Raw genomic sequence first — 24780 nt, forward strand, 5'->3', positions numbered from 1 at the left:
CCGAAGGCCAAAATGGCGCGGATGTCAGACCGAAATGGCGTCATCGCGGAACTGGTGCCAATCATGGCGGCTGTCTTCGCCGGCTTCCTGCTGATCGGACTGGCGCTACCCGTCCTGCCGCTGCATCTTCACCAGCAGCTCGGCTTCGGCCCCTTCGCAGTCGGGCTGGTGACGGGCAGCCAGTTCGTCGCCTCGATGCTGTCGCGCATCGGGGCTGGAAACTATGCCGATGGACGCGGCGGCAAGCGCGCCGTCGTCGTCGGCCTCATTGCCGCTGCCCTTGCCGGGTTATTTTACCTCGGCTCGCTGGCATTGCTCGACCGGCCGGTAGCGTCCGCATCGGCGCTGTTCGCCGGCCGGGCGGTGCTGGGCGCGTCCGAGAGCTTCATCATCACCGGCGGCGTCGCCTGGGGCCTCTCCGTTGCGGGCGGACAGAACTCCGGAAAAGTCATAGCCTGGGTGGGCACGGCGATGTTTGCGGCGCTCGCGCTAGGAGCGCCGGTCGGATCTGCGCTCTACGCAGCGAGCGGTTTCACCGCGATCGCGCTCGCGACAATCGTCCTGCCGCTGGCGACGCTGCTTGCCATCCTGCCGATGCGCGGCACCAGCGCCGCCGCGGGCAGCGTGCCGCAGTCATGGAGGAGCGTGGCGAAAGCGGTCTGGCTTCCTGGCGTCGGAGCTGCTTTCAGCAGCCTCGGCTATGGTGCTATTCTGGGCTTCGGCGCCCTGCTCTTCGCCGAGCGGGGCTGGCAGCCGGTCTGGCTTCCCTTCACGGCCTATGCCGCGTCGCTGATCGTGGCAAGGCTGTGCTTCGGCCACCTGCCCGACAGGCTTGGGGGCGCACGCGTCGCTGTGATCTTCGTCGCGGTCGAGGCGGCAGGGCTGATGCTGATCTGGCTTGCGACCGGGCCTGTTGTCGCCGCGATCGGAGCGGGTCTGACTGGCCTCGGCTACTCGCTGGTCTATCCCGGCCTCGGCGCCGAGGCCGTAGGCCGTCTTCCGTCGCGCAGCCGCGGCCTGGCCATGGGACTCTACACCGTCTTCCTCGACGTGGCGCTCGGCTTCGGCAGTCCGGCGCTCGGCCTGGTCGCCGCGTCGACGGGGCTGCAATTCGTCTTCTTCGCCGTCGCGGCGGCAACGCTTCCGGCGTTGGGCATCGCTCTGCTGCTGGGTCGCCGTAGCGCTCCATTATAGACAGCTCGCCGGCGCCGTCCGCATGAGGTTCGCTCATAGTCTCTTTCCGGGTCGCCACGGAGGCTGAACCCCTCCCCGCAAGGGTCAACGAGGCCCGGCAAATCCCCGCCCAGACACACTCCAGAAACAAAATTCAACAGTTCGGAAAAACCGGCGAAAAGATCGGGTGGCATAAGCTTCCCCGTCGGGATTCCGGGCACTTCCTTTTTGGAAGCCCTCCACCAACAAAATCGCAGCGGCGGCGCAGTGCCTGCTCCAGCGGCGGCATGAACAGCCGGGCAATGCCCGGCGAGGACGAGAAAGTATGGACATGGACTACGACATCGCCGAACTGGACAGCGACGCGGCAACACCGATCGGCGGCCTGCCAGGCATCGATGCGCTGGCACGGATCGCTCGCGGCCCGACAAGGAGCGGCCAGGTCCTGACGGGCGCCGACTTTGCCCGGCAGCCGGGTGAGCGGCTCGATACGGTGTTCGAGCAGCTCGCCGTAACGTTTGCCGCACTGCCGGCGGTGATCTCCGAAGGGCGCGTGTGGACCTATCAGGAGCTGAACAGCCGCGCCAACCAGTTCGCCCGCATGCTGATCAAGCACGGCGTGCGGCCGGGCCACCGGGTCGGGCTCATTCTCGACCGGTCGGCGGAAACCTATGTCGCGTTGCTGGCGGTGATGAAGGCGGGGGCTGCCTTCGTGCCGCTGGCCACCGCGTTTCCGCAGGAGCGGATGGCGCTGATCATCGAAGACGCCGCCGTCAGCATGATCGTCACCATCGCCGCCTATGCGTCGCGCGCCGGTCAACTGCCCGTTGCCCATGTGCTGATCGACAGCGCCGCCGCCGAAATCTCCGCACAGTCGCCCGCGCCGCTGAAGCAGCAGGCGACCGACGACATTTGCTACATCCTCTATACCTCGGGCACCACCGGCAAGCCCAAGGGCGTGGTCATCACGCACCAGAGCTTCGTCAATTTCATACACGTCGCGGCCGCCTCCTACGGCTACCGGCCGGGCGACCGGGTGTATCAGGGCATGACCATTGCCTTCGACTTTTCCTCCGAAGAGATCTGGGTGCCGTTCGTCGCCGGCGCGACGGTGGTGCCGGCACCTGGCCAGATGCCGCTGGTGGGCGAGGAACTGGCGGATTTCCTGCGCCTCCATGACATCACCTGCATGGCCTGCAGCCCGACATTGTTGTCATCGATGACATCGGACGTTCCCAGCCTGCGCACGCTTCTGGTGGGCGGCGAGGCCTGCCCGCACAATCTGGTGGTGCGCTGGTCGAAGCCGGGCCGGCAGATCCTCAACACCTACGGGCCGACCGAGGCGACCGTCACCGCAACGATGGGGGCGCTGACGCCGGACCGTCCCGTCACGATCGGCGCGCCGTTGCCGACTTACTCGATCGTCATTCTCGACGCTTCGCTGCCGCAACTTGCCGAGCCCGGTGAACTGGGCGAGATCGGCATTGCCGGCATCGGGCTCGCCGTCGGTTATCTGAACCGGCCGGACCTGACCGACCAGAAATTCATCGCCGATTTCGTCGGCCTGCCGAACAACCCGTCGCAGCGCATCTACCGCACCGGCGATCTTGGCCGGATCAACGATAGCGGCGAGATCGAGTATGCCGGGCGCATCGACACGCAGGTGAAGATTCGCGGATATCGCATCGAGCTCGGCGAGATCGAGGCGGTGCTGCTCGACCAGCCCGAGATCGCGCAGGCCGCCGTCACCACCTGGGAGATCGAGCCCGGCCGCGTCGAACTGGTTGCCTATTACGCGCTTAAAACCGGCGTAGCGGCGATTTCCCGAGGGGATCTCGCCCAGACGATGAAGCGGCGGCTGCCGGACTACATGGTGCCCGCCTATCTGGAGGAGCTGCCCGCCATCCCGATGACCGTCTCCAACAAGGTAGACCTGCGCCAACTGCCGAAGCCGACGAGCGTCCGGCTTTCGGCCGATCGCACGATGGTGCCGCCCGGCAATGAGGACGAGCGATTCCTGGCGGAAGCGCTGGCCACGGTGCTGAAATTCGACGCGGTGTCGGTCGAGGATCACTTCTTCGACGATCTCGGCGCCAACTCCTTGCTGATGGCGCATTTCTGCGCGCGCGTGCGCACCAGGAAGGAATGGGCGACGACGTCGATGCGCGACATCTATCTCTATCCCACAGTGGCGCGCCTGGCGCTGCATCTGGGGGTAGCGGAGGAGATGACGACGGCAACCAACGAGCCGGTCCTCACCCGCCGGGCCTCGAATTTCGCCTACTGGACCTGCGGCGCGGCGCAGCTTTCGTTCTACGGCCTCTACAGCTACGTGGCGCTCTGGGCGATCAATGACGGCCTCAACTGGATGTATGACGCGCTCGACGATCCGCTGCAGCTCTATATCCGGTGCGTGGCGCTCTCGGCCGCCGTGTTCTTCGGCATGTCGGGCTTTGCCGTCCTGGCGAAATGGGTGCTCATCGGCCGCTGGAAGGCCGAGGCGTTTCCGATCTGGGGCGTGCGCTACTTCCGCTTCTGGGTGGTCAAGACGTTGATCCGCACCGCACCCGTCGTGCTGTTCCGCGGCAGCCCGCTCTACAGCCTCTATCTGCAGCTGCTCGGCACCAAACTCGGGAAAAACGCCGTCATCGAATCGAAGTCCGTGCCCGTCTGCACGGATCTCATCTCGGTCGGCGCCAATACCATCTTGCGCAAGGAATCGATGATCCTAGGCTTCAGGGCCGAGGCCGGCTACATCCATACCGGACCGCTTACCATCGGCCGCGATGCCTTCGTCGGCGTCGGCTCCACGCTCGACATCGACACCAGCATCGGCGACCGTGCCCAGCTCGGCCATTCGTCCTCGCTGCATCGCGGGCAAAGCATTCCGGACGGCGAGCACTGGCATGGATCGCCGGCAGTGCCGACCACGGCGGACTATTGCAAGGTGCGCAATGTCAATCCTTACCAGGTCCGGCGCTTCCTCTATGAAGCGCTGCAGCTGATCGGCCTGTTTGGCCTCGTCACCCCGCTGCCGCTCCTGTTCCACAGCTACTGGGAATATGTCGGCGACGACTATCAGGAGACGATCGGCCTTGTCGCAATCGGCACCACGGTCACGCTTTTCGGCTATATCGCGGCGGCTTTCCTGGCGGCGACGCTGGTGCCGCGCCTGACCAGCCTCATCTTGAAGCCGGGCCGCACCTACACGCTTTACGGTTTCCGCTACTGGCTGCAGACCGTCGCCGAATTCGCCAGCAATTCCCGCGTGCTCGGGCTCCTGGCCGGCGACAGCTCGGCAATCGTGCACTACATGCGCGCCATCGGCTGGAACCTCAACAGAGTGGTGCAGACCGGCTCCAATTTCGGCTCCAACCAGCAGCACGAAAACCCGCTTCTGTGCGAGATCGGCACCGAGACCATGGTCTCGGACGGGCTGTTCATGATCAACATGCACAAATCCGCCTCGGCCTTCAGGCTCGAGCCGACGCGCATCGGCGAACGCAACTATCTCGGCAACAACATCTATTATCCCCCGGACGGCCGCACCGGCGACAACGTGCTGCTCGGCACCAAGGTGATGATCCCCATCGACGGGCCGGTGCGCCAGAATGTCGGCCTTCTCGGTTCGCCCGCCTTTGAAATCCCGCGCATGGTGAACCGCGACAAGGAGCTTATCGCCGGCGTCGACGAGGCCGACCGGCGCCGGCGCATCCCGCACAAGAACCGCCACAACCTGGTGACCATTCTTCTGTTCCTGGCAACGCAATGGGTCATGCTGTTCGTCACGCTGGCGATCTGGGACCGGGCGCTAAACTACTATACGGAATGGGCGGAGGTCGCCCTGTTCGCCGCCGTGCTTTTGACCTCGGCGATCACCATTCCGTTCTACATTCTGGTCGAGCGGGCAAGCCTTGGCTTTGGCCGGTTAAAGCCGCAGATGACGACGATCTACGACGTCGCCTTCTGGCGCCACGAACGCCACTGGAAGCTGGCGGATTCGCCGATCGTGCGCCTGTTCGCCGGCACGCCGTTCCGGCCGATGATCCTGCGCCTGCTCGGCGTCAAGGTCGGCAGCCGGGTCTATGATGGCGGCAGCAACCTGACCGAGCGCTCGCTGGTCGAGATCGGCGACGACGTCACGCTCAACGAGGGCTGCGTCATTCAGGCCCACTCGCTGGAAGAAGGCGCGTTCAAGTCCGATTTCATCCGCATCGGCGATGGTTGCACGCTCGGACCTTCCGCCTTTGTCCACTACGGCGTGGTGATGGGCAAAGGCTCGATGGTCGACGCGGACTCCTTCGTGATGAAGGGCGAAGAGCTGGAACCCAACTCGATCTGGCGGGGCAACCCGGCCAAGCTGCATCGCTTCGTCGAGCCGCTGCCGGAGGATAGCGTCAAGGCAACGGCTTGATGGGCGCAGACGTCCGTCTCGTTTCGGTGACTGCGGCCAACCGGGCCCTGGTCGCGGCTCTGGAACTGGCCGCGGATCAGATCGATTTTGTCGCCAGCAATGCGGAGTCGCTGGACGAAGCCGAAACCGACGGGGACGCACGGCCGCGCGTCGTCATGGCAGGGGATCGCGTCGTCGGTTTCCTGATGTATGAGGCGCCAGAGGACGACGACGAGGCGCGGATCTACCGCTTCATGATCGATCGCGTCCATCAGGGCCAAGGCTACGGCAAGGCCGCTTTGCGCGAAGTGCTGGATGAAATCATGCGGCTCGGCCACATCAGCCACGTTTCGATCTGCTACGAACCTGGGAATGAAGCGGCACGCCGCCTCTATCGCGCTGCCGGTTTCGTCGAAGAAGGGCCCGACGAGGACGGGGAAATGATCGCCGACCTCGCTCTGCGGGGCGAACAGCCATGACGCGCCCGCTCGATGCCGGCGCCAGCCTGTCGGCGCAGTTGCTGGCGGCGATGGCCGCCATGGCACCCGCCGGCGTTCGGATCGGATGCCGCACGATCCGCGAAGGCGATGAGAACCATTTGCTGCCGCAGGAAGCACACTCCATCCCGTCACGCCTGCCGCTGATGCGGCGGGCGAGTGGCGCGGCGCGGTGGATCGCGCACGAGTTGCTGGCGGATATGGGCTTGAACGACGTCGCTATCCTCCGCGGCTCCTCCGGCGCACCGGTATGGCCTCATGGAGTAACGGGGTCGCTGGCTCACGACGACGAGATGGCCGTGGCGGCCGTCGCGCCGCTCTCCCACGTCGCCTCGCTCGGCATCGATATCGAGCCCGCTTTGCCCCTGCCCGACGACATCTTCGCGCTGGTTGCAGCCCCCGCTGACCGGATCGACGCAACCGACCCGTATCTTGCCGGTCGCATCCTTTTTGCCGCCAAGGAAGCTGTCTACAAGGCCGCCTACCCGCTTGATGGCGAAGTGCTGGGCTATGAGGACATCACCGTCGATCTCGACGCAAGCGACGCTGTGACGAAGACGGGCCGCAGAGCGAGACTGGTTTACTGCGTTGCTCCGTGTGTGGTCGTTCTGGCGTTTGTCGATGGTGTCCGAAGCGCCCCCCTTTAAGCGCGAATGGGCCAGCGCCCGACAGCTGCTCAACAAAGCGCATTTTGTTCGCAGAGCGGTCGCAAGGAGCCTGTCTCGACCGTACAGTTCAGCAATGGCGTGGTGGCGCTGGAATATGCGGCTGGGAAGGTGTGAGACGCTGGTCGGGGTAATCTCCCCCCTTGAGGGGGAGAATGTCGCCGAAGGCGACAGAGGGGGTCGGTCCGTCCTGACGCACCTCCTACCGACCGCAGGAGGTCGAGCTTCACGCGAGACGACCCCCTCTGGCCCGCCGGCCATCTCCCCCTCGAGGGGGGAGATCGGCAGCTCACCCTGCTTTCTTCCCCCGCTTGCCCTTGGCACGCGCCTCGACCACTCTTTCCACCTCGCGCTTCAGTTCGTCCTTGACCTCCTGCGTCTCGGCAAGCAGCGTGTCGATCTTCATGAAATCGAGCACGCGGTATTTCGACACTGGCGGGCGGATCAGTATGTCGGGGGGGCGCTGGTTCAGCTTGTGGGCGATGATCGACTGCATCATCAATTGCGTGGCGCCATACATCAGGTCGACCGTGGTCGGGTGCTTGCGCTCGGCCTCGCTCGGCGCGCCGACGACGTCGATGGCGATGATGATGTCGGCGTCGTTTTCGATGAGGTCGAACGGCACCGGATTGTAGATGCCGCCGTCGATCAGCACGCGGTCGTCGCGCGTCACCGGGCGGAACACGGCGGGAATGGCAGCCGAGGCGGCGAGCGCCGAATGCAGGTCGCCCTCGTCGAAGACGGCCAGCTTGTGACCGAAATAGTCCGTCGCCGTCACCTTCAGCGGGATTTTCAGCTCGGCGAAGGTTTCCGGGATGGCTTCCGGCAGGAACGCCTTCAAGATGCGCTCTATGTTGAACTGGCTGACTCGGATGCCGCCCTGCATCGCCTCGGCGATGGTGCCGGGACGCGAGCGCCACATGCGCGCCGCCACCTCGGCGCGGCGGCCGAGGATCGAGCGGGCGTAGTCCTCGATGTCCTTGCCGCTCATGCCCGAGGCCATGCCGGCGCCCATGATGGCGCCGATCGAGGAGCCGGCGATGGCCACGGGCTTGATGCCGAGCTCGTCCAGCGCCTCGACGATGTGGATATGGGCGAGGCCGCGCGCGCCGCCGCCGCCAAAGGCGATACCGAAAGTCGGACCTGTCATTTGGCCTCCAGCTTCGGCCCGATGCTCATGATCGCGGGCGCCGGCGTCAGCAGCTTCTTCGCCGCTGCCTTGACCTGATCGAGCGTCACGCCGTTGATGAGCGCCGCGCGGCGCTGCACGTAGTCGATGCCGAGATTGTCGAGCTGCAATTCCACCAGGGTCGCGGCAATGGCGCTGGAAGAATCCAGATTGCTGATAGCATAGGAGCCGACCATGTATTTCTTGGTGGCGTCCAGTTCGGCCTCCGTCGGCCCCTCCTCGGCCATCTTCTTGACCACCTCCTTGACGATGCCGAGCGTCTCGGCGGCGCGATCGGAACGCGTTGCGGTGGTGATGATCAGCGCATTGGAATGCTGGTGGTCGACCAGGTTGGAATCGACGGAGTAGGCCAAGCCGCGCTTTTCCCGCACCTCGTCATAGAGGCGCGAGGTGAAGGTGCCGCCGCCGAGAATCTGGTTCATCAGCACCGCAGGGAAGAAATCCGGCGCATCGCGCTTCACACCGGGATAGGCAAACTGCAGCGAGGTCTGCGGCAGGTCGTAGTCGACCTCGAGCTGCTGGCCGAGCTTCAGCTCGGTATCGGCAACCGGTTGCAGCACCTGCTTTTCCGGCAGATCGCCGAAGACCTCATCGAGCTTCCGTTTCAGCGTCGCGGCATCTATGTCGCCGACCACCGCAACATGCAGGCCGCTGCGGGCGAAATTGGCCTTGTGGAAGGCAGCCAGATCCGCTGCCGTGATGGTGGCGATGCTGTCCTTGGTGCCCTGGTCGGGCCTGGAATACGGATGTTCGCCATAGATGGCGCGCAGCCATTTGGTTTGCGCGACGGTGTTGGGGTCACGCTCATTGGCGATGATGCCGGACAGGATCTGGGCGCGGATGCGGTCGATCGGCGCCTGGTCGAAGCGCGGGCTGGTGACCGCCAGCCTGAGCAGGTCTAAGGCCGCATCCTTCTGCTCGGCCAGCATCCGCATCGCGCCATAGGTGCCGTCGCGCGCCGCTTCGAAGCCCATCTCTGCGCCGGCATCGTCAAGCTTGATCTGGAAGGCCTCGCTGTCGAGGTCGCCGGCGCCCTCGTCGAACAGGCCGGTCATCAGATTGACCAAGCCTTCCCGCCCCGCCGGATCCTGCGTCGAGCCGCCATCGAAGACGAAGCGGATGGCGATGATCGGAATGGAGTGGTCCTCGACCAGCCAGGCATTGACGCCCTTTGACGAGGTCACCGGCTGAATGTCCATCGCGTGCGCGGCAAGCGCCGGCAGGATGAGGAAGAAGATGCCGAGGAACAGTGTGGCGAAGGCGTGGAGAACCGCGATGCGCCTATGAGTAATCGCATCAGGCCATTGATCGCCAAGGTCAGTGCCGCCCCTCATCGCCCTGCCGGGCACTTCTCCCCGTATAGTGACGGGGAGAAGGGGGCTCGCCGCGACGCTGGCGCTCTTCTTACGATGCTGATGGTTGGCGAAATCGGCGATGACAGCGCCCCTCTCCCCGTCACTATACGGAGAGAGGATGCCGGCAGGCAGGTGAGGGGCAGCGCCAACGCTCAATCTTGTCATCATCAATTCCCCGCCTGTTGCTGCGGCAAGAGATAGCCGGTCGTCGTACGGTCGAGCAGCAGATAGCGTGCGGCGACCGCCTTGATCTCATCGGCGGTGACCTTGCGAATGCGGTCCGGCCATTCCTCGATATCCCTGACGTTGCCGCCGGTGGCGAGCTCGGCGCCGTAGAGATTGGCCATCTCGTCCTGCTTGTCGCGGGCGAAGATCATGGCCCTGATATAGCGGGCCTTGGCCTTCTCCAGCTCGTCCGCGGTGACGCCGTCCTTGACGATGCGGGCGATCTCGGCCTCGACGGCCGCCTCGACGTCGCTCAGCTTGGCGTCGCCGCGCGGCGCGCCATAGACGGTGAAATTGGTGGCGTCGAGCATCGTACCCTGGAAGAAGGCGCCGGTCGCCGATGCGATGCCTTGCTTGACCACGAGCTGCTGGTAGAGCCGGCTGCGGCTGCCGCCGCCAAGGATCTCTCCCAGCAGGTCGAGCGCCTCGGCCTCGCCCGGTTTTGCCGTGTGGTAGGACGGAACCACCCATTGCGTCGAAAAGCTCGGCACCGAAACGCGCCCATCGGTGAGCGTCACCGTCCGCTTGGTGTTCTGCTCCGGCTCGACCGGGCGGATGCGCGGGGGCAGGTCGGGACCGCGCGCGACCTTGCCATAGGTTTTTTCGGCCAGCGCCTTCACGACCTCCGGCTCGACATCGCCGGCCACGATCAGCACCGCATTGTTGGGCCGGTAGTATTTGTCATAGAAGGCAACCGCATCGGTGCGGTTCAACTGCTCCATCTCCTGCATCCAGCCGATCACCGGAATGCGGTAGGGCTGGTTCTGCCAGAGCGTCGCGTCGACCTCTTCGTCGAGCACCGCCTGCGGATTGCTGTCGATGCGCGCGCGGCGCTCTTCCAGGATCACGTCGCGCTCGGTCTTGATGACCTCGTCGGTCAAGATGAGGTTGCGCATGCGATCGGCCTCGAAGCTCATCATCTCACCAAGTGCCGGGGGCGCCACCGTCTCGTGGAAGGCAGTGTAGTCATATGAGGTGAAGGCGTTGTTGGAGCCGCCGATGGCCGATATGGCGCGGTCGAACTCGCCCGCGGCGTGGTTGGTCGTGGCCTTGAACATCAGGTGTTCGAAGAAGTGCGCTATGCCGGACTTGCCTGGCGGCTCGTCGGCGCTGCCGATCTTGTACCACACCATATGGGTGACGATGGGGGCGCGATGATCGGGAACGACCACCACCTCCATTCCATTGTCGAGCAGGAAGTTGGCCACCTTGCCATCATCCGCGGCCAGGGCCGGGCCGGCCATGGTCAGCGCGGTGGCGAGCAAGGCTCTCCGCAGCCATTCAGTATGAAATGTCATTGATGGCTCCGGTTGTTATCGCGCGACGATAGGCAAGGTTAGCCGCGGAGGCAAAGTGAATTGTGCGTCATTTTGAAGGCGCCGGTCGCTCCACCCTTACGCAAGCTCGATGAACCGGACCACCGTCTCGCCGTAGTTTCGTTCATCAACCACCGAGAATTCCGGCCCAATCTCGAAGGGCGCCGAGGCGGCTTCCTCGACCACGCAGAGCGCGCCGGGCAGCAACCAGCCGCCATCCCTGGCCGAGCGCAGGGCGCGCTCGCCAAGGCCCTTGCCATAGGGCGGATCGGCGAAGACCAGGCCGAATGCCGCAAGCGTACCGGCCTCACCCAGGGCGGTCGCGTCGCGGCGGAAGATCTTGGTGCGGCCGGTAAGGCCAAACGCTTCGACATTGGTGCGGATCAGGCCGCGCCCTTCGGCCGATTCTTCGATAAAGACGCCATAGGAAGCGCCGCGCGACAGCGCTTCGAGGCCGAGAGCGCCGGTGCCGGCGAAAAGGTCGAGCACGCGCGCGCCCTCGAGCTTGTCGGCAAAGCGGTGCGCCAGCACGTTGAAGACGGCCTCGCGGGCGCGGTCGGTCGTCGGGCGGATGGCATGGTCGCGCGGCGTCGCCAGCGGACGCCCGCGAAATTGGCCGCCGACGATTCTCATTTATGCCCGGGTCTCATTTAAGGCCGGATCTCATTTAAGTCCCGGCATCATCTGGTCCTCGGGCCCTTGGGACCGTTGCGTGGCCGCTCGCCGCCCCGACCGCCATCCGGACGCTCGCCACCCGACTTGCCGAACGGCTTGGCGCCGCCTGGCTTGCCATAGGCGGGCTTGCCATAGCCCGGCTTGCCATAGGACGGCTTGAATGACGCCTTGCGCGCCTTGGCCTCGGCCGCCTTGGCGGCATCGGCTTCCGCCCTGCCCTTGCCGATCGGACGCGCGCCCGGCGCCATCCAGACATTAGCCTTGCGCTGGCCCGGCGGATCGATCGGCCGCTGCTCGCGCTCGGGCTTCTTGCCGCCGCGCGGTTTGTCACCAAAGGCGCCGCGCGGCTTGTCCGAAAACTCGCTGCGCTCGGGTCTCGGGCCGCGTTCGCCAAAGCTCTTTTCCGGCCTCGCGCCCCTTTCGGGACTGGTCGACAGCTTGCCCAGTGCTTCGTCGCGGCTGCCTTCGCGGCGCTTGCGGTTCTTGATCAGACCGCCCTCGCCGATCGGCCGATGGTCACCCTCGCGGGTGACTTTCGGCCGTTCCGGCTCCGCGTCACGCTCTCGCCGCACCGGCTGGTTGGAAAACGGCTTGATGATCTCGGCGTCGAAATTGGCGCCGGATTCCTCGACCAGACGCTCGCCGAGTTGGTCGCGAAGCACGCGGCCCTTGATCTCCAGCACATGGCCTTCGGCGAGATCGTCGAGCTGGAACGGTCCGTAGGAGATACGGATCAGCCGCGTCACGTCGAGGCCGAGCGATCCAAGGATGTTCTTCACTTCGCGGTTCTTGCCTTCGCGCAGGCCGATCGTCAGCCAGGCGTTGGTGCCTTGCTCACGGTCGAGCGTCGCTTCGATGGCGCCGTAGAAGACGCCGTCGACGGCAATGCCTTCACGCAGGCCTGCGAGCATGCTTTCCTCGACCTTGCCATGAACGCGCACGCGGTAACGGCGCAGCCAGCCAGTGGCAGGCAGTTCGAGCACGCGCGACAGACCGCCATCGTTGGTGAGCAGCAGCAGGCCTTCGGTGTTGATGTCGAGGCGGCCGATGGTCATCAGCCGCGGCAATTCGGCCGGCAGCACGTCGAACACGGTCTTGCGGCCCTCGGGGTCGCGGTTGGTGGTAACAACGCCGGCAGGCTTGTGAAACAGGAACAGGCGGGTGCGCTCGATCGGCGGGATCTCCATGCCGTCGAGATGGATGATGTCGCCCGGCATGACGTTGAAGGCCGGCGAGGTCAAAGCCCGGTTGTTGACCTTGACACGGCCCGCCGCGATCAGGTCTTCGGCGTCGCGGCGCGACGCCAGGCCGGCGCGGGCCAACCGCTTGGCGATACGCTCGCCGGCTTCTTCCGCATCTGCCGGACGCGGGCGCGGCTTGAAGGCGCCGCCAGATGCTTGCGGCCAGTCACCACCGAAATCGCGCTTGGGGCGATCGCTGAAGTCACGCTTGGGACGATCTCCGGCGTCGCGCTGCGGGCGATCGCCAAAATCGCGCTTTGGCCGGTCAAAACGCTTTTCGCCCTCGGCGGAAGCAGGCCGATCGCCACGCGGTGCGTAGGGCTTGCGCGGCCCTTCACGCTTTTCGAAAGGCTTGCCTTCGGGACGCGGCCCCTTGCTGAATGGCCGATCGCCGCCCTTGAAATCGCGCTTTGGCCGCTCGCCATCGGCCGCAACCGGCCGATCGCCGCGCGGTGCATAAGGCTTGCGCGGCCCCTCGCGCTTTTCATACGGCTTGCGTTCACCCTCGGCCGCCATAGGGCGATCCCCACGCGGCGCATAGGGTTTGCGCGGCCCTTCGCGCTTTTCATACGGCTTGCGCTCGCCTTCGGCTGCCATCGGCCGGTCACCGCGTGGTGCATATGGCTTGCGCGGTCCCTCGCGCTTTTCGAAGGGCTTGCCTTCGGAACGCGGACCTTTGCTGAATGGCCGGTCGCCACTTTTGAAATCGCGCTTGGGCCGCTCGCCCTCAGCCACTGCCGGCCGGGCGCCGCGCGGTGAATAGGGTTTCTTGGCCCCGAAGGAGGGTTTGCCGCTTTTGCCGGCGGCGCCATCGCGGCGCGGCCCCGCGGCTCCAGGGCCGCTTTTGCCCGGGCCTTTGTGGCGCGGAGATTTCTTGTCGTTGTCGTCCATGTGGCCTTTGCCTTGTTGCGCTGCTACAGCGTGGCGCATCCTTTCGGACGCGCAAAGGACGCTATAGCACTTTGATTTGGCGCATGATCATTTCCGAAAATCTGTTCCGATATTCGGGTTGACGCGCTCCATAACAGGATCACCGCCAAGTGGCGAGGAGATAATCGGAATGGAAACCGCGTGAAGCGGCCGGATTTCATGGCGCTGGCGCTGAAAGAGGCGCAAGCCGCCGCCTTGCGCGGAGAAGTTCCGGTTGGCGCCGTCATCGCCAGCGGCGACACGGTGGTGGCATCCGCCGGTAACCGCACCCGCCAACTTGCCGATCCGACGGCGCATGCCGAAATGCTGGCCATCCGTGCGGCCTGCCAAACGCTCTCCAGCGAGCGGCTGACCGGCCACGACCTCTATGTGACGCTGGAACCCTGCGCCATGTGCGCAGGCGCCATTTCCTTCGCCAGGCTGCGCCGGCTCTATTTCGGCGCGGCCGACGAGAAGGGCGGCGCGGTGGTCAACGGCGTGCGCTTCTTTGCCTCGCCGACTTGCCACCATAAGCCCGACATCTATCCGGGCATGGCCGAGGCCGACGCGGCGCTGCTGCTCAGGGAATTCTTTCGGGAAAGACGCGAAACGTAGAGCCTTCAGCTACCGAAGGCGACGGTTCCTACCAGGAGGGCAGCCAGTCGAAGAGCCCGCCGCTCTTGCCCTTGGCGGCCGCTTCCTTCTTGAGGCGGCGTTCCTTCTTGTATTCATCCTCGCCGAGTTCGCCCTGCGGCGCCGTGTCGGAGGCAGCTCGATAGGCCAGAGGCGGCTCGCTCAGATATCTGCGAGTGTTGGGGTCGCCCTGCTTTTGCTCTGCGGTGCGGCGCTGGATCTCGGCGGCGCGGCCCTTGTCTGAATCCTTCGGCGACCAGGCCGGCGGGTGGCTGGAGCCCGAATCCGCCAGCGCCTTCTTCACGGAAGCCGGATCGGTCTGCACGTCATCGACGATCCCCGACTGATAGGACGGGTCGTCCTGGTGGGCAGTGGCGTCGGCACGCAGGCGGGCGCGGCGCTGCTCGGGCGATTCGGGCCAATCGGTGCTCGCCGTCTCGATGCTTTCCTGCGGCGGCGGCAGCACTTCCTTCTGCCCCGGCGCCGGCTTTACCAGCTCCGGACGCGGCCTGTAGTCGATCTGTTCCTTGTGCTTGGGCGTGATGGCGAAGGCGCCGGAAAGGTCGCCGGCAAGCTGCTCGCCAGCCGTCTTGTCGGTGCCGTAGGTCGGCGAACCCATGCAACCGGACAGAGCGAGGCCGGACGCGACAAGCGGCGCCAGCAGCGCAACGCGCATGGAAGTTCTGTCGATCATGCCAAAAAGTCCCACTCTAGACAGCCTCTCGATCGCCACCGGCCGAAGGTCCGGTCCCCATCGTCCACGCTCTTGCGACGGAATTCCGGCGACAATTTGTCTTCCGGAGTTTCGTCTGTTTAGCTGAACCACTCGTTAAGGGCAACGCGCGGGCGGGTTTCACCCGCCCGCCCTGGCATTTGTGCACCGGCTTATGAGCGCTTACAAACGCCCCAGAGCCTTGAGTTCATGCAGCACGGCGGCATCGCGGGCAGACACGTCGGGGAATTCCACGTCCTGCCCGACATCGGCGGTATAGCGCCACGAGCGCGCGCATTTGACCAAGCCGCGGTCCTCGGCCTTTTCAACCACCACCGCGACACCCCTGACGTCGTCGAGCGCAAAGGCGCCTTCCGGCGCCTTGCCGTGGGCGATGACGAGATCGCTGGTGATCGCCATTTCGGCCATGTCGACATCGGCGATCGCGGCTTCAAGCGCGGCATCGTCGAGGGTCACGACCGGCACGGCTTCCAGCGAGGCACCGATGACCTTCTGAGCGCGTGCGATCTCGAGCGCGCCGGTGACGACTCGGCGGACCTGCCGCACCTTGCGCCATTTTTCCGCCAGTGCCTCGTTCTTCCAGTCGGCCGGAATCTCGGGGAACTGGTCGAGATGCAGCGAGACAGCATCCGGATGACGGTCGAGCCAGGCTTCTTCCGTGGTGAAGGGCAGCATCGGCGCCAGCCATTTCACCAAGCAGTCGAAGAGGTGGCGCACCACTTGCACCGAGGCCTTGCGCTTCACGCTGGCGGGTCCCTCGCAATAGAGCGCGTCCTTCCTGATGTCGAAATAGAAGGCCGACAGCTCGACCACCATGAAGTCGAGCAAAGTGCGGGTGATGCGTTTGAACTCGAACGCGTCGTAGCCCGAGCGCACGACCTCATCGAGCTCGGCCAGCCGATGCAGCATCAGCCGCTCCAGTTCCGGCATCTTGTCCAGCGGCACCTCCTCGCCATCGTCATGGGCGAGCGTGCCCAGCATCCAGCGGATGGTGTTGCGGAGCTTGCGGTAGGCGTCGATGTTGGTCTGCAGCACGTTCTTGCCGAGACGCTGGTCTTCCCAATAATCCGTCGTCACCACCCATAACCGCAGAATGTCGGCGCCGGACTGCTTGATGACGTCTTGCGGCACGACGGTGTTGCCGAGCGATTTCGACATCTTTCGCCCCTCCTCATCCATGGTGAAGCCATGGGTGACGACGGTGTCGTAAGGTGCCCTGCCCCTGGTGCCGCAGCTTTCGAGCAGCGAGGAGTGGAACCAGCCGCGATGCTGGTCGGAGCCTTCGAGATAGACGTCGGCCGGCCATTTCAGGTCCGGACGGTCTTCCAGCGTGAAGACATGCGTCGAGCCCGAATCGAACCAGACGTCGAGGATGTCCATCACCTGCTTCCATTTGGAGGCCTCGTGATTGCCGAGGAAACGCTCCTTGGCGCCGGCAGCGAACCAGGCGTCGGCGCCTTCCCTCTCGAATGCGTCCATGATGCGCTGGTTGACGGCTTCGTCCTTCAGCACATTGCCGTCCTCGTCGGCAAAGACGGCGATCGGCACGCCCCAGGCGCGCTGGCGCGACAAGACCCAATCCGGGCGTTCCTCGATCATGGCGCGGATACGGTTCTGGCCGGCCGCCGGCACGAAGCGTGTGTCATCGATCGCCTTCAGCGCACGGCTGCGCAGCGTCGTGCCGTCGCCGAGGTCCTTGTCCATATAGACGAACCATTGCGGCGTGTTGCGGAAGATGATCGGCTTCTTCGACCGCCACGAGTGCGGATAGCTGTGCTTCAGCCGGCCGCGCGCGAACAGCGCGTTGCGCTTGATCAGTTCGTCGATGACCGCCTGGTTGGCATTGCCCTTCTTGCCGTTGTCGTCGATGACGCGCGCCGCCCCGCCTTCGCGATCCGGGCCAAAACCCGGCGCGTCCCTGGTGAAGAAGCCGGCATCATCTACAGTGAAGGGGATGGCAGGGTCGATGCCACGTGCGCGCAAATCCGATGCCGCATCCATCCAGGCATCAAAGTCCTCGCGGCCATGGCCGGGCGCGGTGTGGACGAAGCCGGTGCCGGCGTCGTCGGTGACATGATCGCCGGCCAGCATCGGCACGGCGAATTCGTAGCCGCCGCCGAGACCTTTGAAGGGATGTGAAAGTGTAAGGCTTCCAAGCTCTTCGACCGAAACGCTGCGAAGGCGATTCAAGGTGACCTTGGCCTTGGCCGAAGAGTCTTCGGCAAGCGCATCTGCAAAGATCAGCTTTTCACCGGGCTGTGGACCGAACGAATTTTCGGCTGCGGTAACTTCATAAAGGCCGTAGCCGATCCGTGACGAATAGTTGACGGCACGGTTGCCGGGGATCGTCCACGGGGTTGTCGTCCAGATGACGACGTGGGCATCCCTCAGTTCCTTGATAGCTTCCCAAGCGCCACCCAACTCGGGTGTCGTGACAGTTCTTCCTGATCCAGCGCCGACGATCGGGAACTTCACCCAGATCGTGTCGGACTCATAGTCCTGGTATTCGATCTCGGCCTCGGCCAGTGCGGTGCGCTCGACGACGCTCCACATTACCGGCTTGGAGCCGCGATAGAGCTGGCCCGACATGGCGAACTTCAACAACTCCCCGGCGATGCGCGACTCCGAGTGGAAAGCCATTGTCGTATAGGGGTTCTTGAAATCGCCAACGACGCCGAGCCGCTGGAACTCGCCGCCCTGCACCGTGATCCAGTTCGCGGCGAAGTCGCGGCATTCCTTGCGAAACTCGTTGACCGGCACCTCGTCCTTGTTCTTGCCCTTGGCGCGGTACTGTTCCTCGATCTTCCATTCGATAGGCAGGCCGTGGCAGTCCCAGCCGGGCACGTAATTGGAGTCGTAGCCGCGCATCTGGAACGAGCGGGTGATGACGTCCTTGAGGATCTTGTTCAGCGCGTGGCCGATATGGATGTTGCCGTTGGCGTAGGGCGGGCCGTCATGCAGCACGTATTTTTCGCGGCCGGCGGCCGCCTCGCGCAGCTTGGCGTAAAGGTCCATATCCTGCCAGCGCTTGACCAGCAGCGGTTCCTTTTCCGGCAAGCCGGCGCGCATCGGGAAATCCGTCTGCGGCAAATAAAGCGTCTTGGAATAGTCGATCGTTTCAACAGTGTCGGTCATTGGTCTGCCATGTGCATTGCCCGGCGGGCGTAAAAGCTCGGGCGTGAACTATCATGATTTGGAAAAAGCGCGAGGGGGCGCGCAAAACTCCCCGGCGGCTCCGGCGGCGCTCAGGCCGCCCGGAACACCGGGCCTGTAATTCGTATCGTCAGCGCACGAAGGCGCGAAAAGCTAGTCATTGCCGGGCTTTTAGCCGAGAAAGCCGCAGGAATAAAGCGTCTCTTGTTCGATTCACTTACATCGCGAAGTCGAAGCGATAGGTGGTCGAGACGCCGACCGTGAACTGGTTACGGTCGCCGCGCTCCTTGACCAGGCTGGAATCGGCGGCCGGGCCCATCAGGCGCGCATATTCGCCGAACAGGCTGGCGGTCATCGGATCGGTCACCTTCCAGGTGATGGCGCCACCAAGGCCGGTCGATTTCAGGCCGCCGCCAGGATGGTATTCGCTCAGGCCCGAGGCCGCAGCCTCCTTGGCGTTGACACCATAATAAGAGTCGAAATAGCCCGACGAGGCAAAGGACACGCGTGGTCCGCCCGAAATTCTGACAGTCGGCGTCACGTCGTAGAAAGCATCGGCGGCGATGTCGGCGACAAAGCCATCATGGGCACGAATGCCATGGCGCAGTTCGGCGCGGGCGCGCAGCCAGTCCGTCGGATAGATTTCGAAGAAGCCGCCGACCTCACCGCCCCAGCGCACCGGGTCGAGGCCCTTGAGCTCATCCTTGCTGTCGCGGGAAAACAGGAATTTTCCGGTCAGGCCGGCGCGGACGCCGCCATCGTCGACCAGCGCCAGCGAGATGTTGTCGTTGCGCGAGGTAAAGCGCGCGGCCGGGCCGGCTTTGCCCAGCGAGATGATCGGAGATGCGCTGAGCAGATAGCTGTTGGAGCCCTCGAATTTCGGCGCGACCATGCCGGTGGCGCCAAGCGTCAGGTACCAGTCGCCGGACATCCAGCCGAAGGCACCCTCGCCCGCATTGGCGGTGGACACAGTGAGCAGCGCCGAGGCGAGAAACAGCGGAATCGTCCAGACAATACGCATCATCACCCCATACGCGAAACAAACGGAGAGAACACCCGGCAGCCAAAGCCATGGCGCCGGTTCGGTAAAATTTGACTTAAAATCTACAGCAGTGGCGGCAACTGCGACCCTGTTTTTTTGCGCTGTGGCCCATTTGAACAGGGCGCCGCCGGGCCTGTGGCGATTTGACAGAAATAGCGAGGTTGCCTAAATTCGCGTTAGTGCAGACTAACATGAACAGATGGACCGCGCTTGGCGACCCGACCAGGCGGACGATCTTCGAACTGCTGGTCGAACAACCCTGTTCGGTCGGGGAATTGGCTCGTGCGCTTCCTGTCACCCGGCCGGCGGTCTCGCAGCACCTGAAGGTGCTCAAGGACGCCGGCCTCGTGGCCAACACACGGCTAGGCAAGCAACGCATCTACCGGGTCGAACCGGAAGGCTTGGCCAGCCTGCGCGCCGAACTCGACCGGTTCTGGAGCAAGACCTTGGCGGCCTACAAAGTGTTCGTCGAACAGCCCTTGAAGGAGCAGGAATGAGCACACATCAACCGCCCGTGAGGCACTCCATCCTTGTCGAGGCTCCGATCGCACATGCCTTCAAGGTCTTCACCGAGGACTTCGGCAGTTTCAAACCCAAAGAGCATAACCTGCTTGCGGTGCCGATCGCGGAGACGATCTTCGAACCCCGCGTTGGCGGTCACGTCTACGACCGCGGTGTGGATGGCAGCGAGTGCCGCTGGGCACGAGTGCTGGCCTACGAGCCGCCGAACCGACTGCTTCTGAGTTGGGATATCAGCCCTCAATGGCAGATCGAGACCAATCCGGACAGGACCAGCGAGTGGGAAGTCCGGTTTACGGCGGAGACGAATAGCCGGACCCGCGTCGAGATCGAGCATCGCAATCTCGAACGTCATGGCGAAGGCTGGGAAGGCGTGCGCTTTGGGATTGACGGTGATCGAGGCTGGCCGCTGTATCTCAGGCGATTCCAAGATCTTTTTGCCAGCAAGGTGACCTGAAGGAGCACAATTATGGAACCCTATTGGCTAAGCATCCTCGGTGTACTGATCCTCTGTCTTTTGTCAGTCGCGCTGGCGGTTTACTCGGGTTCGTCCAAGGGATTTGCCGGAGCGCTTTCCGGTCCGGTGATCCCGGCCGACGACGCCAATCTCCTCTACAGGATCGACCGCGTGCATATGAACTCGGTCGAGGCGCTGGCGCCTTTTGTCGTCCCGGCGGTGCTGGCCATGATGGTTGGCGTTGGGTCGGCCACGTTGGCGACCATTGTCTGGGTTCATGTGGCGATACGCCTGCTTCACCTGGGGGTTTACCTACGCGGCGGCAATGCCGCCAAGGGTGGCAGTGTCAGAACGATCGTCTACGTCTCTGGAGCGATCGTCACGCTTGTCCTCGTCCTTGTGACTGGGTGGGCTGCCATAAATTGACACGTACGCGCGAACTTCAAGCCACCGACGCTTTGTTTATTTACTAGCCGTCGCCATCGGCTGGACGTCCGCTATAGCCGGGGCTAACCTCCCGGCAAGGTGCCAGGCGATTTCGAGGAGATGCAGCAATGACCCTGCACGGTGATACCCTGAAAGATGCGATCGGCCGGACACGGGACAAATGGGGGTGGTTCGTCGCGCTCGGGGTGCTGCTGCTCATCTTCGGCGGCATTGCCTTCGGCAATCTGTTCATCGCCACCGTCGCCTCGGTCTCTGTCGTGGGCTGGCTGATGCTGATGGCCGGCATCATCGAGATCGTGCATGCCTTCGGCGTGAAGACCTGGAGTCGCTTCTTCTATTGGCTGCTCAGCGGTCTACTTTATGCCGTTGCCGGTTTCTTTGCCTTCGACAATCCGCTTCTGGCCTCGACGGTGCTGACCTTGCTGCTGGCGGTGGCGCTGGTCGCTTCAGGCGCGCTCAGGGCCTGGGTCGGCTATAGCCACCGACCGGAAAAGGGCTGGGGCTGGGTCGTCGCGGCGGGCCTGATCAGCGTGCTGGCGGGGCTGACCATCGCCATGGGCTGGCCGGTCAACAGCCTGTGGGTGCTCGGCCTGTTCCTGGCCATCGACCTGATCTTCCAGGGCTGGAGCTTCATCGCTCTCGGACTGGCGTTGAAGAAGTAGGGGCTTGAAGAGGTAAGCGGCCGGAAGGCTCAAAAAGCGATGGCGCCGTCCAGATCCGAAAGCGGCCTGACGCCGGCCAGCAGCGCGCGCGCCTCCGCCTCGTCGCGCTTCATTTGTGCCACCAGCCCATCGAGCCCATCGAACTTCACCTCGGGACGCAAAAAGCCGAAGAGCGATACGTCGCAGATCTCGCCATAGAGATCGCCGGCAAAGTCGAAGACGAAGGTTTCGAGCAGCGGCGCGCCATTGTCGTCGACAGTCGGGCGACGCCCGAAGCTGGCGACACCATCATAGAGCGTGCCGTCGGCGCGGCGAAAGCGGACGGCATAAATCCCTTCCTTCAGAGTCGTTTCCGGCGAAAGCCTCATGTTGGCTGTCGGGAAGCCGAGCGTGCGGCCGAGCTGCTGGCCGCCGATCACTTCGCTTTCGACGGTGAAGCGGTAGCCGAGCAGGCCTGCGGCCTCGGCGACCTCTCCCTCGCAGAGCAGCTCGCGGATACGGCTCGACGACACCACCTCGGCGCCCTCGTCGCGAAAGGCGTCGACCAGGGTGACGCCGAAACCATGGCGCTCGCCTGCCGCCATCAGAAACGCAGGACCGCCCTGCCGGTCCTTGCCGAAGTGAAAATCGAAGCCGGTGACGGCATGGGTGATGCCGAGGTTCGTCTCCAGCACATCGGTCACGAAAGCCTCGGCCGACAGGCCGGCAAAGGCGCGCGTGAACGGCTGTTCGACGAGTGCGGCAAAGCCCAGATGCGACAGCAGCCGCGCCTTCATCGGCGGCGGCGTCAATACGAACAGCGGCATATCGGGCCTGAACACCTTGCGCGGATGCGGGTCGAAGGTCAGCACTAGCGCCGGCACGCCGCGCCGCCCGGCTTCGGCAAGCGCGCGATCGAGCACCGCCTGGTGGCCGCGATGGACGCCGTCGAAATTGCCGATCGCCACCACGCCGCCGCGCAAATGCGGCGGCAGCGGCGCGGTTGCTGAAATGTGTTCGAAAGCTGCGCTCATGCAGCAACCCTACCGCAGTCTCGGAATGACGGCGACCGGCCGGTAGCCGTGCTTTTGCAGAAAGGCTGCAAGCCTGGCGGGGTCCGGCTGCATGGGATCGCCATAGTCGCGCGCGTGAATGCCGCCCGAGACGTAAAGCACGTCAATGCCGTTGTCGGCGGCGCCCTTGACGTCGGTCATCATGCCGTCGCCGATGGCCAGCACCTCGGTGCGCGCGACGTCTCGGCCGAGAAGCACGGCAACCTCCCGCAGCGCTACGTCATAGACCGGCGCATAAGGTTTTCCGGCGATCAGCGTGCGGCCGCCAAGCTGGGCATAGTCGCGCGCCAAGGCGCCGGCGCACCAGATCATGCGCTCGCCGCGTTCGACCACGATGTCGGGATTGGCGCAGATGAAAGGCAGGTTCCTGGCGCGCAGCCGGCGCAGCAGATCGGCGTAATCCTCAGGCGTTTCCACCTCGTCGTCGAACAGCCCGGTGCAGACCGCGCCGGAGGCCTCGAACTCCTCGACGAGCTCGACGTCCAGACCGTCATAGAGGGTGAAATCGCGGTCGGCGCCGATATGGAAGATTTTTCGTGGGCCTTCGGCGATAAGGTCGCGGGTCACATCGCCTGAGGTCACGACGCGGTCGTAGGCGGCGGCGGGAACGCCGATCGCATTCATCTGCACCACCACATCGGCATTGCGGCGCGGCGAGTTGGTGATCAGGACGACCGGGACCTTCGCCGCACGCGCGGCGGCAAGCGCTTGGGCAGCCGCCGGAAAATGCCATTCGCCATTGTGGATCACGCCCCAGACATCGCACAGGATGGCCGAGTAGGCGCCCGACAAATCCGCGAGCGAGCCGATGATATCAGGCGAATCCGCCATGCCGTTTACCTGCTGTGACGATCATTGCGAGAGCTGCAGCCGACGGTCCGCCGCAACCGGCCCCGCATTAACCGAAGCGTTTCATCCTGTCACCAGCTTTTCGGCACGTGCCAGGCTGTTGCGCAACGGGCTGATCGAAGGTTGCACAGGCAGGAACCACCCTACTCCGAGCTTCGGTCTATCGAAACAATGTCGCACCGCTGATCACCAGGGCCGAGTGGTTAACGAGCCTTGAAAAGATGGGCCTATGTTGAACGCATTTCAGCAACCTGAAATTTAACGATTTTGTGGGCATCTTCGGACCGATATTGGGGTCCTGGCAGGGGTGCTGAAGGCATGATCCGCAGATTTCTGAACGACAGACGCGGCAACTATGCCGGAATAGCTAGAACAGCCGGCCAGTTGGTTCGTTCGCGCGATGGGTCGATGATGCCTGTGGTCGTGTTGCTGATCATCCCGCTGATCGCCGCCGTGGGCCTTTCGGTCGACTACACATCGGCCGTGAACACCAAAGACGGTATGCGCAATGCGCTCGATGCGGGCATCCTGGCGATCACGACGATGCCGACCAACACCAGCAAGGGCGATCGCGAGGCGATGCTGCAGCAGTCCTATAAGGCCAATGGCGGCCTTGGCACCGCAACGCTTAACAACGTGACGATCGACGCCTTCGGCAGCGCGAGCTTTACCGCTTCGGCGAGCTATCCTATGCCGACCGACTTCATGTCGATCGCCAATATCAAAACGGTGCAGATCGGCGTGAACTCGGCGGTGCGCAAGACGCCGGCGCTGGTAGAGACGACATTCAAGGTCAGCAAAGTGTCGGGTCATTGGGGCAAGACGATGACCCTCTACGGCACCAAGTTTGGCGCGACCACAGCCAAGCCGATGATGACGATCGAGTACGCCTATAACGGCTTTGGCGATCCGAAAGGCTATGGTACGACCATCGTCAAAAAGATCACCAATGCGGGCGGCGCCGACATCATCACCACGGTCCAGAAGCAGGAGTGCAAGACCGCTACCGTGAAAAATTTCAACAATCTTCCGGCAGGGGCCATCACCCAGACCAGCGGCAGCACTAAATACCTGACGACCTGCACCAATACGATGTATCCTGCCAACAGCGACGGCGCGATAATCGATGTCAGCCAGATCAACGAGCTTTATCTCGAGATGAATGTGCCCTCGGGAAACCCGAAGATACTGAAATCGAACGATCCATTGACGTCAAACCGCCTCTACATCGGCCCGAGCGCCACCGACATGCCCGAAGTGGCGACCGGGAATAAAGTCGACATCTTTACCTCCGTTCCCTGCGGCCAGACCGGCTATCAGGCTTGGGAAGACGGCGGCAACCCCGTGCCGGCACCGGTTGCCAATGCCGACTTCTTCTACACCGTGCAGGGCAAGTGCGATTACAACCAGCGGCCGTCTGAGACGGTACTGACGCAATAGAGGGCTGCCGCCCGCAATATGACCGATCCGAAAGTTCAGAGGGATGATGGCCTCGTGAGGCTATTCTGTGGCCGCGATACGGACTGCCGCGCGCCGCCTTGCTGTGAGCATCATAGCCAGTTGGAGACGCCAACTGGTTAGCGCCTCGTGAAGCG

The 24780-nt window shown here is 63.9% G+C and carries 20 protein-coding genes; 10 read left to right on the forward strand and 10 right to left on the reverse strand.

Features of this window, described 5'->3' with window-relative positions:
- Positions 1–12 precede the first annotated feature (12 nt).
- The 4 genes from NKJ77_RS21310 to NKJ77_RS21325 all read left to right on the forward strand — a co-directional run bounded on the left by NKJ77_RS21310 (position 13) and on the right by NKJ77_RS21325 (position 6710).
- Complete coding sequence (locus NKJ77_RS21310; protein WP_352535720.1) at positions 13–1194, forward strand: arabinose transporter; 1182 nt, start codon at positions 13–15, stop codon at positions 1192–1194.
- A 304-nt stretch (positions 1195–1498) separates the two neighbouring features.
- Positions 1499–5587, forward strand: a complete 4089-nt coding sequence (locus tag NKJ77_RS21315) for a Pls/PosA family non-ribosomal peptide synthetase (protein ID WP_352535721.1) — start codon at positions 1499–1501, stop codon at positions 5585–5587.
- The gene (locus NKJ77_RS21320) at positions 5587–6045 is read left to right on the forward strand and encodes a GNAT family N-acetyltransferase (RefSeq protein WP_031199606.1); all 459 of its coding nucleotides are present in this window, start codon (positions 5587–5589) and stop codon (positions 6043–6045) included. The genes NKJ77_RS21315 and NKJ77_RS21320 overlap by 1 nt, the downstream gene beginning before the upstream one ends.
- Positions 6042–6710 (forward strand): 4'-phosphopantetheinyl transferase family protein, encoded by a 669-nt coding sequence (locus NKJ77_RS21325; protein ID WP_023832847.1) that lies wholly within the window; start codon positions 6042–6044, stop codon positions 6708–6710. The genes NKJ77_RS21320 and NKJ77_RS21325 overlap by 4 nt, the downstream gene beginning before the upstream one ends.
- 307 nt (positions 6711–7017) lie before the next feature.
- Here NKJ77_RS21325 and NKJ77_RS21330 read toward each other — a convergent pair whose 3' ends face one another.
- From NKJ77_RS21330 to NKJ77_RS21350, 5 genes are all read right to left on the reverse strand, one after another.
- Positions 7018–7878 carry a patatin-like phospholipase family protein gene (locus NKJ77_RS21330; protein WP_023832846.1) on the reverse strand — a complete coding sequence of 287 codons (861 nt, stop codon included), beginning with the start codon at positions 7876–7878 and terminating at the stop codon, positions 7018–7020.
- Positions 7875–9251 (reverse strand): M16 family metallopeptidase, encoded by a 1377-nt coding sequence (locus NKJ77_RS21335; RefSeq protein WP_023832845.1) that lies wholly within the window; start codon positions 9249–9251, stop codon positions 7875–7877. The genes NKJ77_RS21330 and NKJ77_RS21335 overlap by 4 nt, the downstream gene beginning before the upstream one ends.
- 188 nt (positions 9252–9439) lie before the next feature.
- On the reverse strand, positions 9440–10795 hold the full coding sequence (locus NKJ77_RS21340; RefSeq protein ID WP_031195979.1) for a M16 family metallopeptidase: 1356 nt from the start codon (positions 10793–10795) through the stop codon (positions 9440–9442).
- A 96-nt stretch (positions 10796–10891) separates the two neighbouring features.
- The gene (gene rsmD / locus NKJ77_RS21345) at positions 10892–11446 is read right to left on the reverse strand and encodes a 16S rRNA (guanine(966)-N(2))-methyltransferase RsmD (RefSeq protein WP_023832844.1); all 555 of its coding nucleotides are present in this window, start codon (positions 11444–11446) and stop codon (positions 10892–10894) included.
- A gap of 47 nt (positions 11447–11493) precedes the next feature.
- Complete coding sequence (locus tag NKJ77_RS21350) at positions 11494–13620, reverse strand: pseudouridine synthase (protein WP_023832843.1); 2127 nt, start codon at positions 13618–13620, stop codon at positions 11494–11496.
- A 180-nt stretch (positions 13621–13800) separates the two neighbouring features.
- Here NKJ77_RS21350 and NKJ77_RS21355 point away from each other — a divergent pair, with 180 nt between their 5' ends.
- Complete coding sequence (locus NKJ77_RS21355) at positions 13801–14253, forward strand: nucleoside deaminase (protein ID WP_352535722.1); 453 nt, start codon at positions 13801–13803, stop codon at positions 14251–14253.
- Between the two features lie 28 nt (positions 14254–14281).
- Here NKJ77_RS21355 and NKJ77_RS21360 read toward each other — a convergent pair whose 3' ends face one another.
- The 3 genes from NKJ77_RS21360 to NKJ77_RS21370 form a co-directional block, all read right to left on the reverse strand.
- Complete coding sequence (locus tag NKJ77_RS21360; protein ID WP_023832842.1) at positions 14282–14965, reverse strand: hypothetical protein; 684 nt, start codon at positions 14963–14965, stop codon at positions 14282–14284.
- Positions 14966–15166: 201 nt separating this feature from the next.
- Positions 15167–18139, reverse strand: a complete 2973-nt coding sequence (ileS, locus tag NKJ77_RS21365) for an isoleucine--tRNA ligase (protein WP_023832841.1) — start codon at positions 18137–18139, stop codon at positions 15167–15169.
- A 235-nt stretch (positions 18140–18374) separates the two neighbouring features.
- Positions 18375–19178, reverse strand: a complete 804-nt coding sequence (locus NKJ77_RS21370; RefSeq protein ID WP_023824511.1) for a MipA/OmpV family protein — start codon at positions 19176–19178, stop codon at positions 18375–18377.
- 212 nt (positions 19179–19390) lie between these two features.
- Here NKJ77_RS21370 and NKJ77_RS21375 point away from each other — a divergent pair, with 212 nt between their 5' ends.
- From NKJ77_RS21375 to NKJ77_RS21390, 4 genes are all read left to right on the forward strand, one after another.
- Complete coding sequence (locus NKJ77_RS21375; protein WP_023832839.1) at positions 19391–19696, forward strand: ArsR/SmtB family transcription factor; 306 nt, start codon at positions 19391–19393, stop codon at positions 19694–19696.
- Complete coding sequence (locus tag NKJ77_RS21380) at positions 19693–20175, forward strand: SRPBCC family protein (protein ID WP_023730459.1); 483 nt, start codon at positions 19693–19695, stop codon at positions 20173–20175. The genes NKJ77_RS21375 and NKJ77_RS21380 overlap by 4 nt, the downstream gene beginning before the upstream one ends.
- A gap of 12 nt (positions 20176–20187) precedes the next feature.
- On the forward strand, positions 20188–20601 hold the full coding sequence (locus NKJ77_RS21385; RefSeq protein ID WP_023671536.1) for an MAPEG family protein: 414 nt from the start codon (positions 20188–20190) through the stop codon (positions 20599–20601).
- Positions 20602–20729: 128 nt separating this feature from the next.
- On the forward strand, positions 20730–21284 hold the full coding sequence (locus NKJ77_RS21390) for an HdeD family acid-resistance protein (protein WP_352535723.1): 555 nt from the start codon (positions 20730–20732) through the stop codon (positions 21282–21284).
- A gap of 29 nt (positions 21285–21313) precedes the next feature.
- On the opposite strand, the gene NKJ77_RS21395 is transcribed toward NKJ77_RS21390, so the two are convergent.
- Positions 21314–22297, reverse strand: coding sequence for a bifunctional riboflavin kinase/FAD synthetase (locus NKJ77_RS21395; RefSeq protein WP_023682976.1), 984 nt, complete (start codon positions 22295–22297; stop codon positions 21314–21316).
- Positions 22298–22306: 9 nt separating this feature from the next.
- Positions 22307–23167, reverse strand: a complete 861-nt coding sequence (locus NKJ77_RS21400; RefSeq protein ID WP_023832838.1) for a TIGR01459 family HAD-type hydrolase — start codon at positions 23165–23167, stop codon at positions 22307–22309.
- Between the two features lie 429 nt (positions 23168–23596).
- On the opposite strand from NKJ77_RS21400, the gene NKJ77_RS21405 reads away from it, so the two are divergent.
- Positions 23597–24625, forward strand: coding sequence for a pilus assembly protein TadG-related protein (locus NKJ77_RS21405; RefSeq protein WP_352535760.1), 1029 nt, complete (start codon positions 23597–23599; stop codon positions 24623–24625).
- Positions 24626–24780: the final 155 nt, after the last annotated feature.

The organism is Mesorhizobium sp. M0052 (assembly GCF_040323255.1).
Classification (GTDB): domain Bacteria; phylum Pseudomonadota; class Alphaproteobacteria; order Rhizobiales; family Rhizobiaceae; genus Mesorhizobium.

Coding starts and splice junctions, on each gene's coding strand:
- NKJ77_RS21310 (WP_352535720.1), top strand. CDS start 13: ATGGCGCGGATGTCAGACCGAAATGGCGTCATCGCGGAACTGGTGCCA.
- NKJ77_RS21315 (WP_352535721.1), top strand. CDS start 1,499: ATGGACATGGACTACGACATCGCCGAACTGGACAGCGACGCGGCAACA.
- NKJ77_RS21320 (WP_031199606.1), top strand. CDS start 5,587: ATGGGCGCAGACGTCCGTCTCGTTTCGGTGACTGCGGCCAACCGGGCC.
- NKJ77_RS21325 (WP_023832847.1), top strand. CDS start 6,042: ATGACGCGCCCGCTCGATGCCGGCGCCAGCCTGTCGGCGCAGTTGCTG.
- NKJ77_RS21330 (WP_023832846.1), bottom strand. CDS start 7,878: ATGACAGGTCCGACTTTCGGTATCGCCTTTGGCGGCGGCGGCGCGCGC.
- NKJ77_RS21335 (WP_023832845.1), bottom strand. CDS start 9,251: ATGAGGGGCGGCACTGACCTTGGCGATCAATGGCCTGATGCGATTACT.
- NKJ77_RS21340 (WP_031195979.1), bottom strand. CDS start 10,795: ATGACATTTCATACTGAATGGCTGCGGAGAGCCTTGCTCGCCACCGCG.
- rsmD (WP_023832844.1), bottom strand. CDS start 11,446: ATGAGAATCGTCGGCGGCCAATTTCGCGGGCGTCCGCTGGCGACGCCG.
- NKJ77_RS21350 (WP_023832843.1), bottom strand. CDS start 13,620: ATGGACGACAACGACAAGAAATCTCCGCGCCACAAAGGCCCGGGCAAA.
- NKJ77_RS21360 (WP_023832842.1), bottom strand. CDS start 14,965: ATGATCGACAGAACTTCCATGCGCGTTGCGCTGCTGGCGCCGCTTGTC.
- ileS (WP_023832841.1), bottom strand. CDS start 18,139: ATGACCGACACTGTTGAAACGATCGACTATTCCAAGACGCTTTATTTG.
- NKJ77_RS21370 (WP_023824511.1), bottom strand. CDS start 19,178: ATGCGTATTGTCTGGACGATTCCGCTGTTTCTCGCCTCGGCGCTGCTC.
- NKJ77_RS21375 (WP_023832839.1), top strand. CDS start 19,391: ATGAACAGATGGACCGCGCTTGGCGACCCGACCAGGCGGACGATCTTC.
- NKJ77_RS21380 (WP_023730459.1), top strand. CDS start 19,693: ATGAGCACACATCAACCGCCCGTGAGGCACTCCATCCTTGTCGAGGCT.
- NKJ77_RS21385 (WP_023671536.1), top strand. CDS start 20,188: ATGGAACCCTATTGGCTAAGCATCCTCGGTGTACTGATCCTCTGTCTT.
- NKJ77_RS21390 (WP_352535723.1), top strand. CDS start 20,730: ATGACCCTGCACGGTGATACCCTGAAAGATGCGATCGGCCGGACACGG.
- NKJ77_RS21395 (WP_023682976.1), bottom strand. CDS start 22,297: ATGAGCGCAGCTTTCGAACACATTTCAGCAACCGCGCCGCTGCCGCCG.
- NKJ77_RS21400 (WP_023832838.1), bottom strand. CDS start 23,167: ATGGCGGATTCGCCTGATATCATCGGCTCGCTCGCGGATTTGTCGGGC.
- NKJ77_RS21405 (WP_352535760.1), top strand. CDS start 23,597: ATGCCTGTGGTCGTGTTGCTGATCATCCCGCTGATCGCCGCCGTGGGC.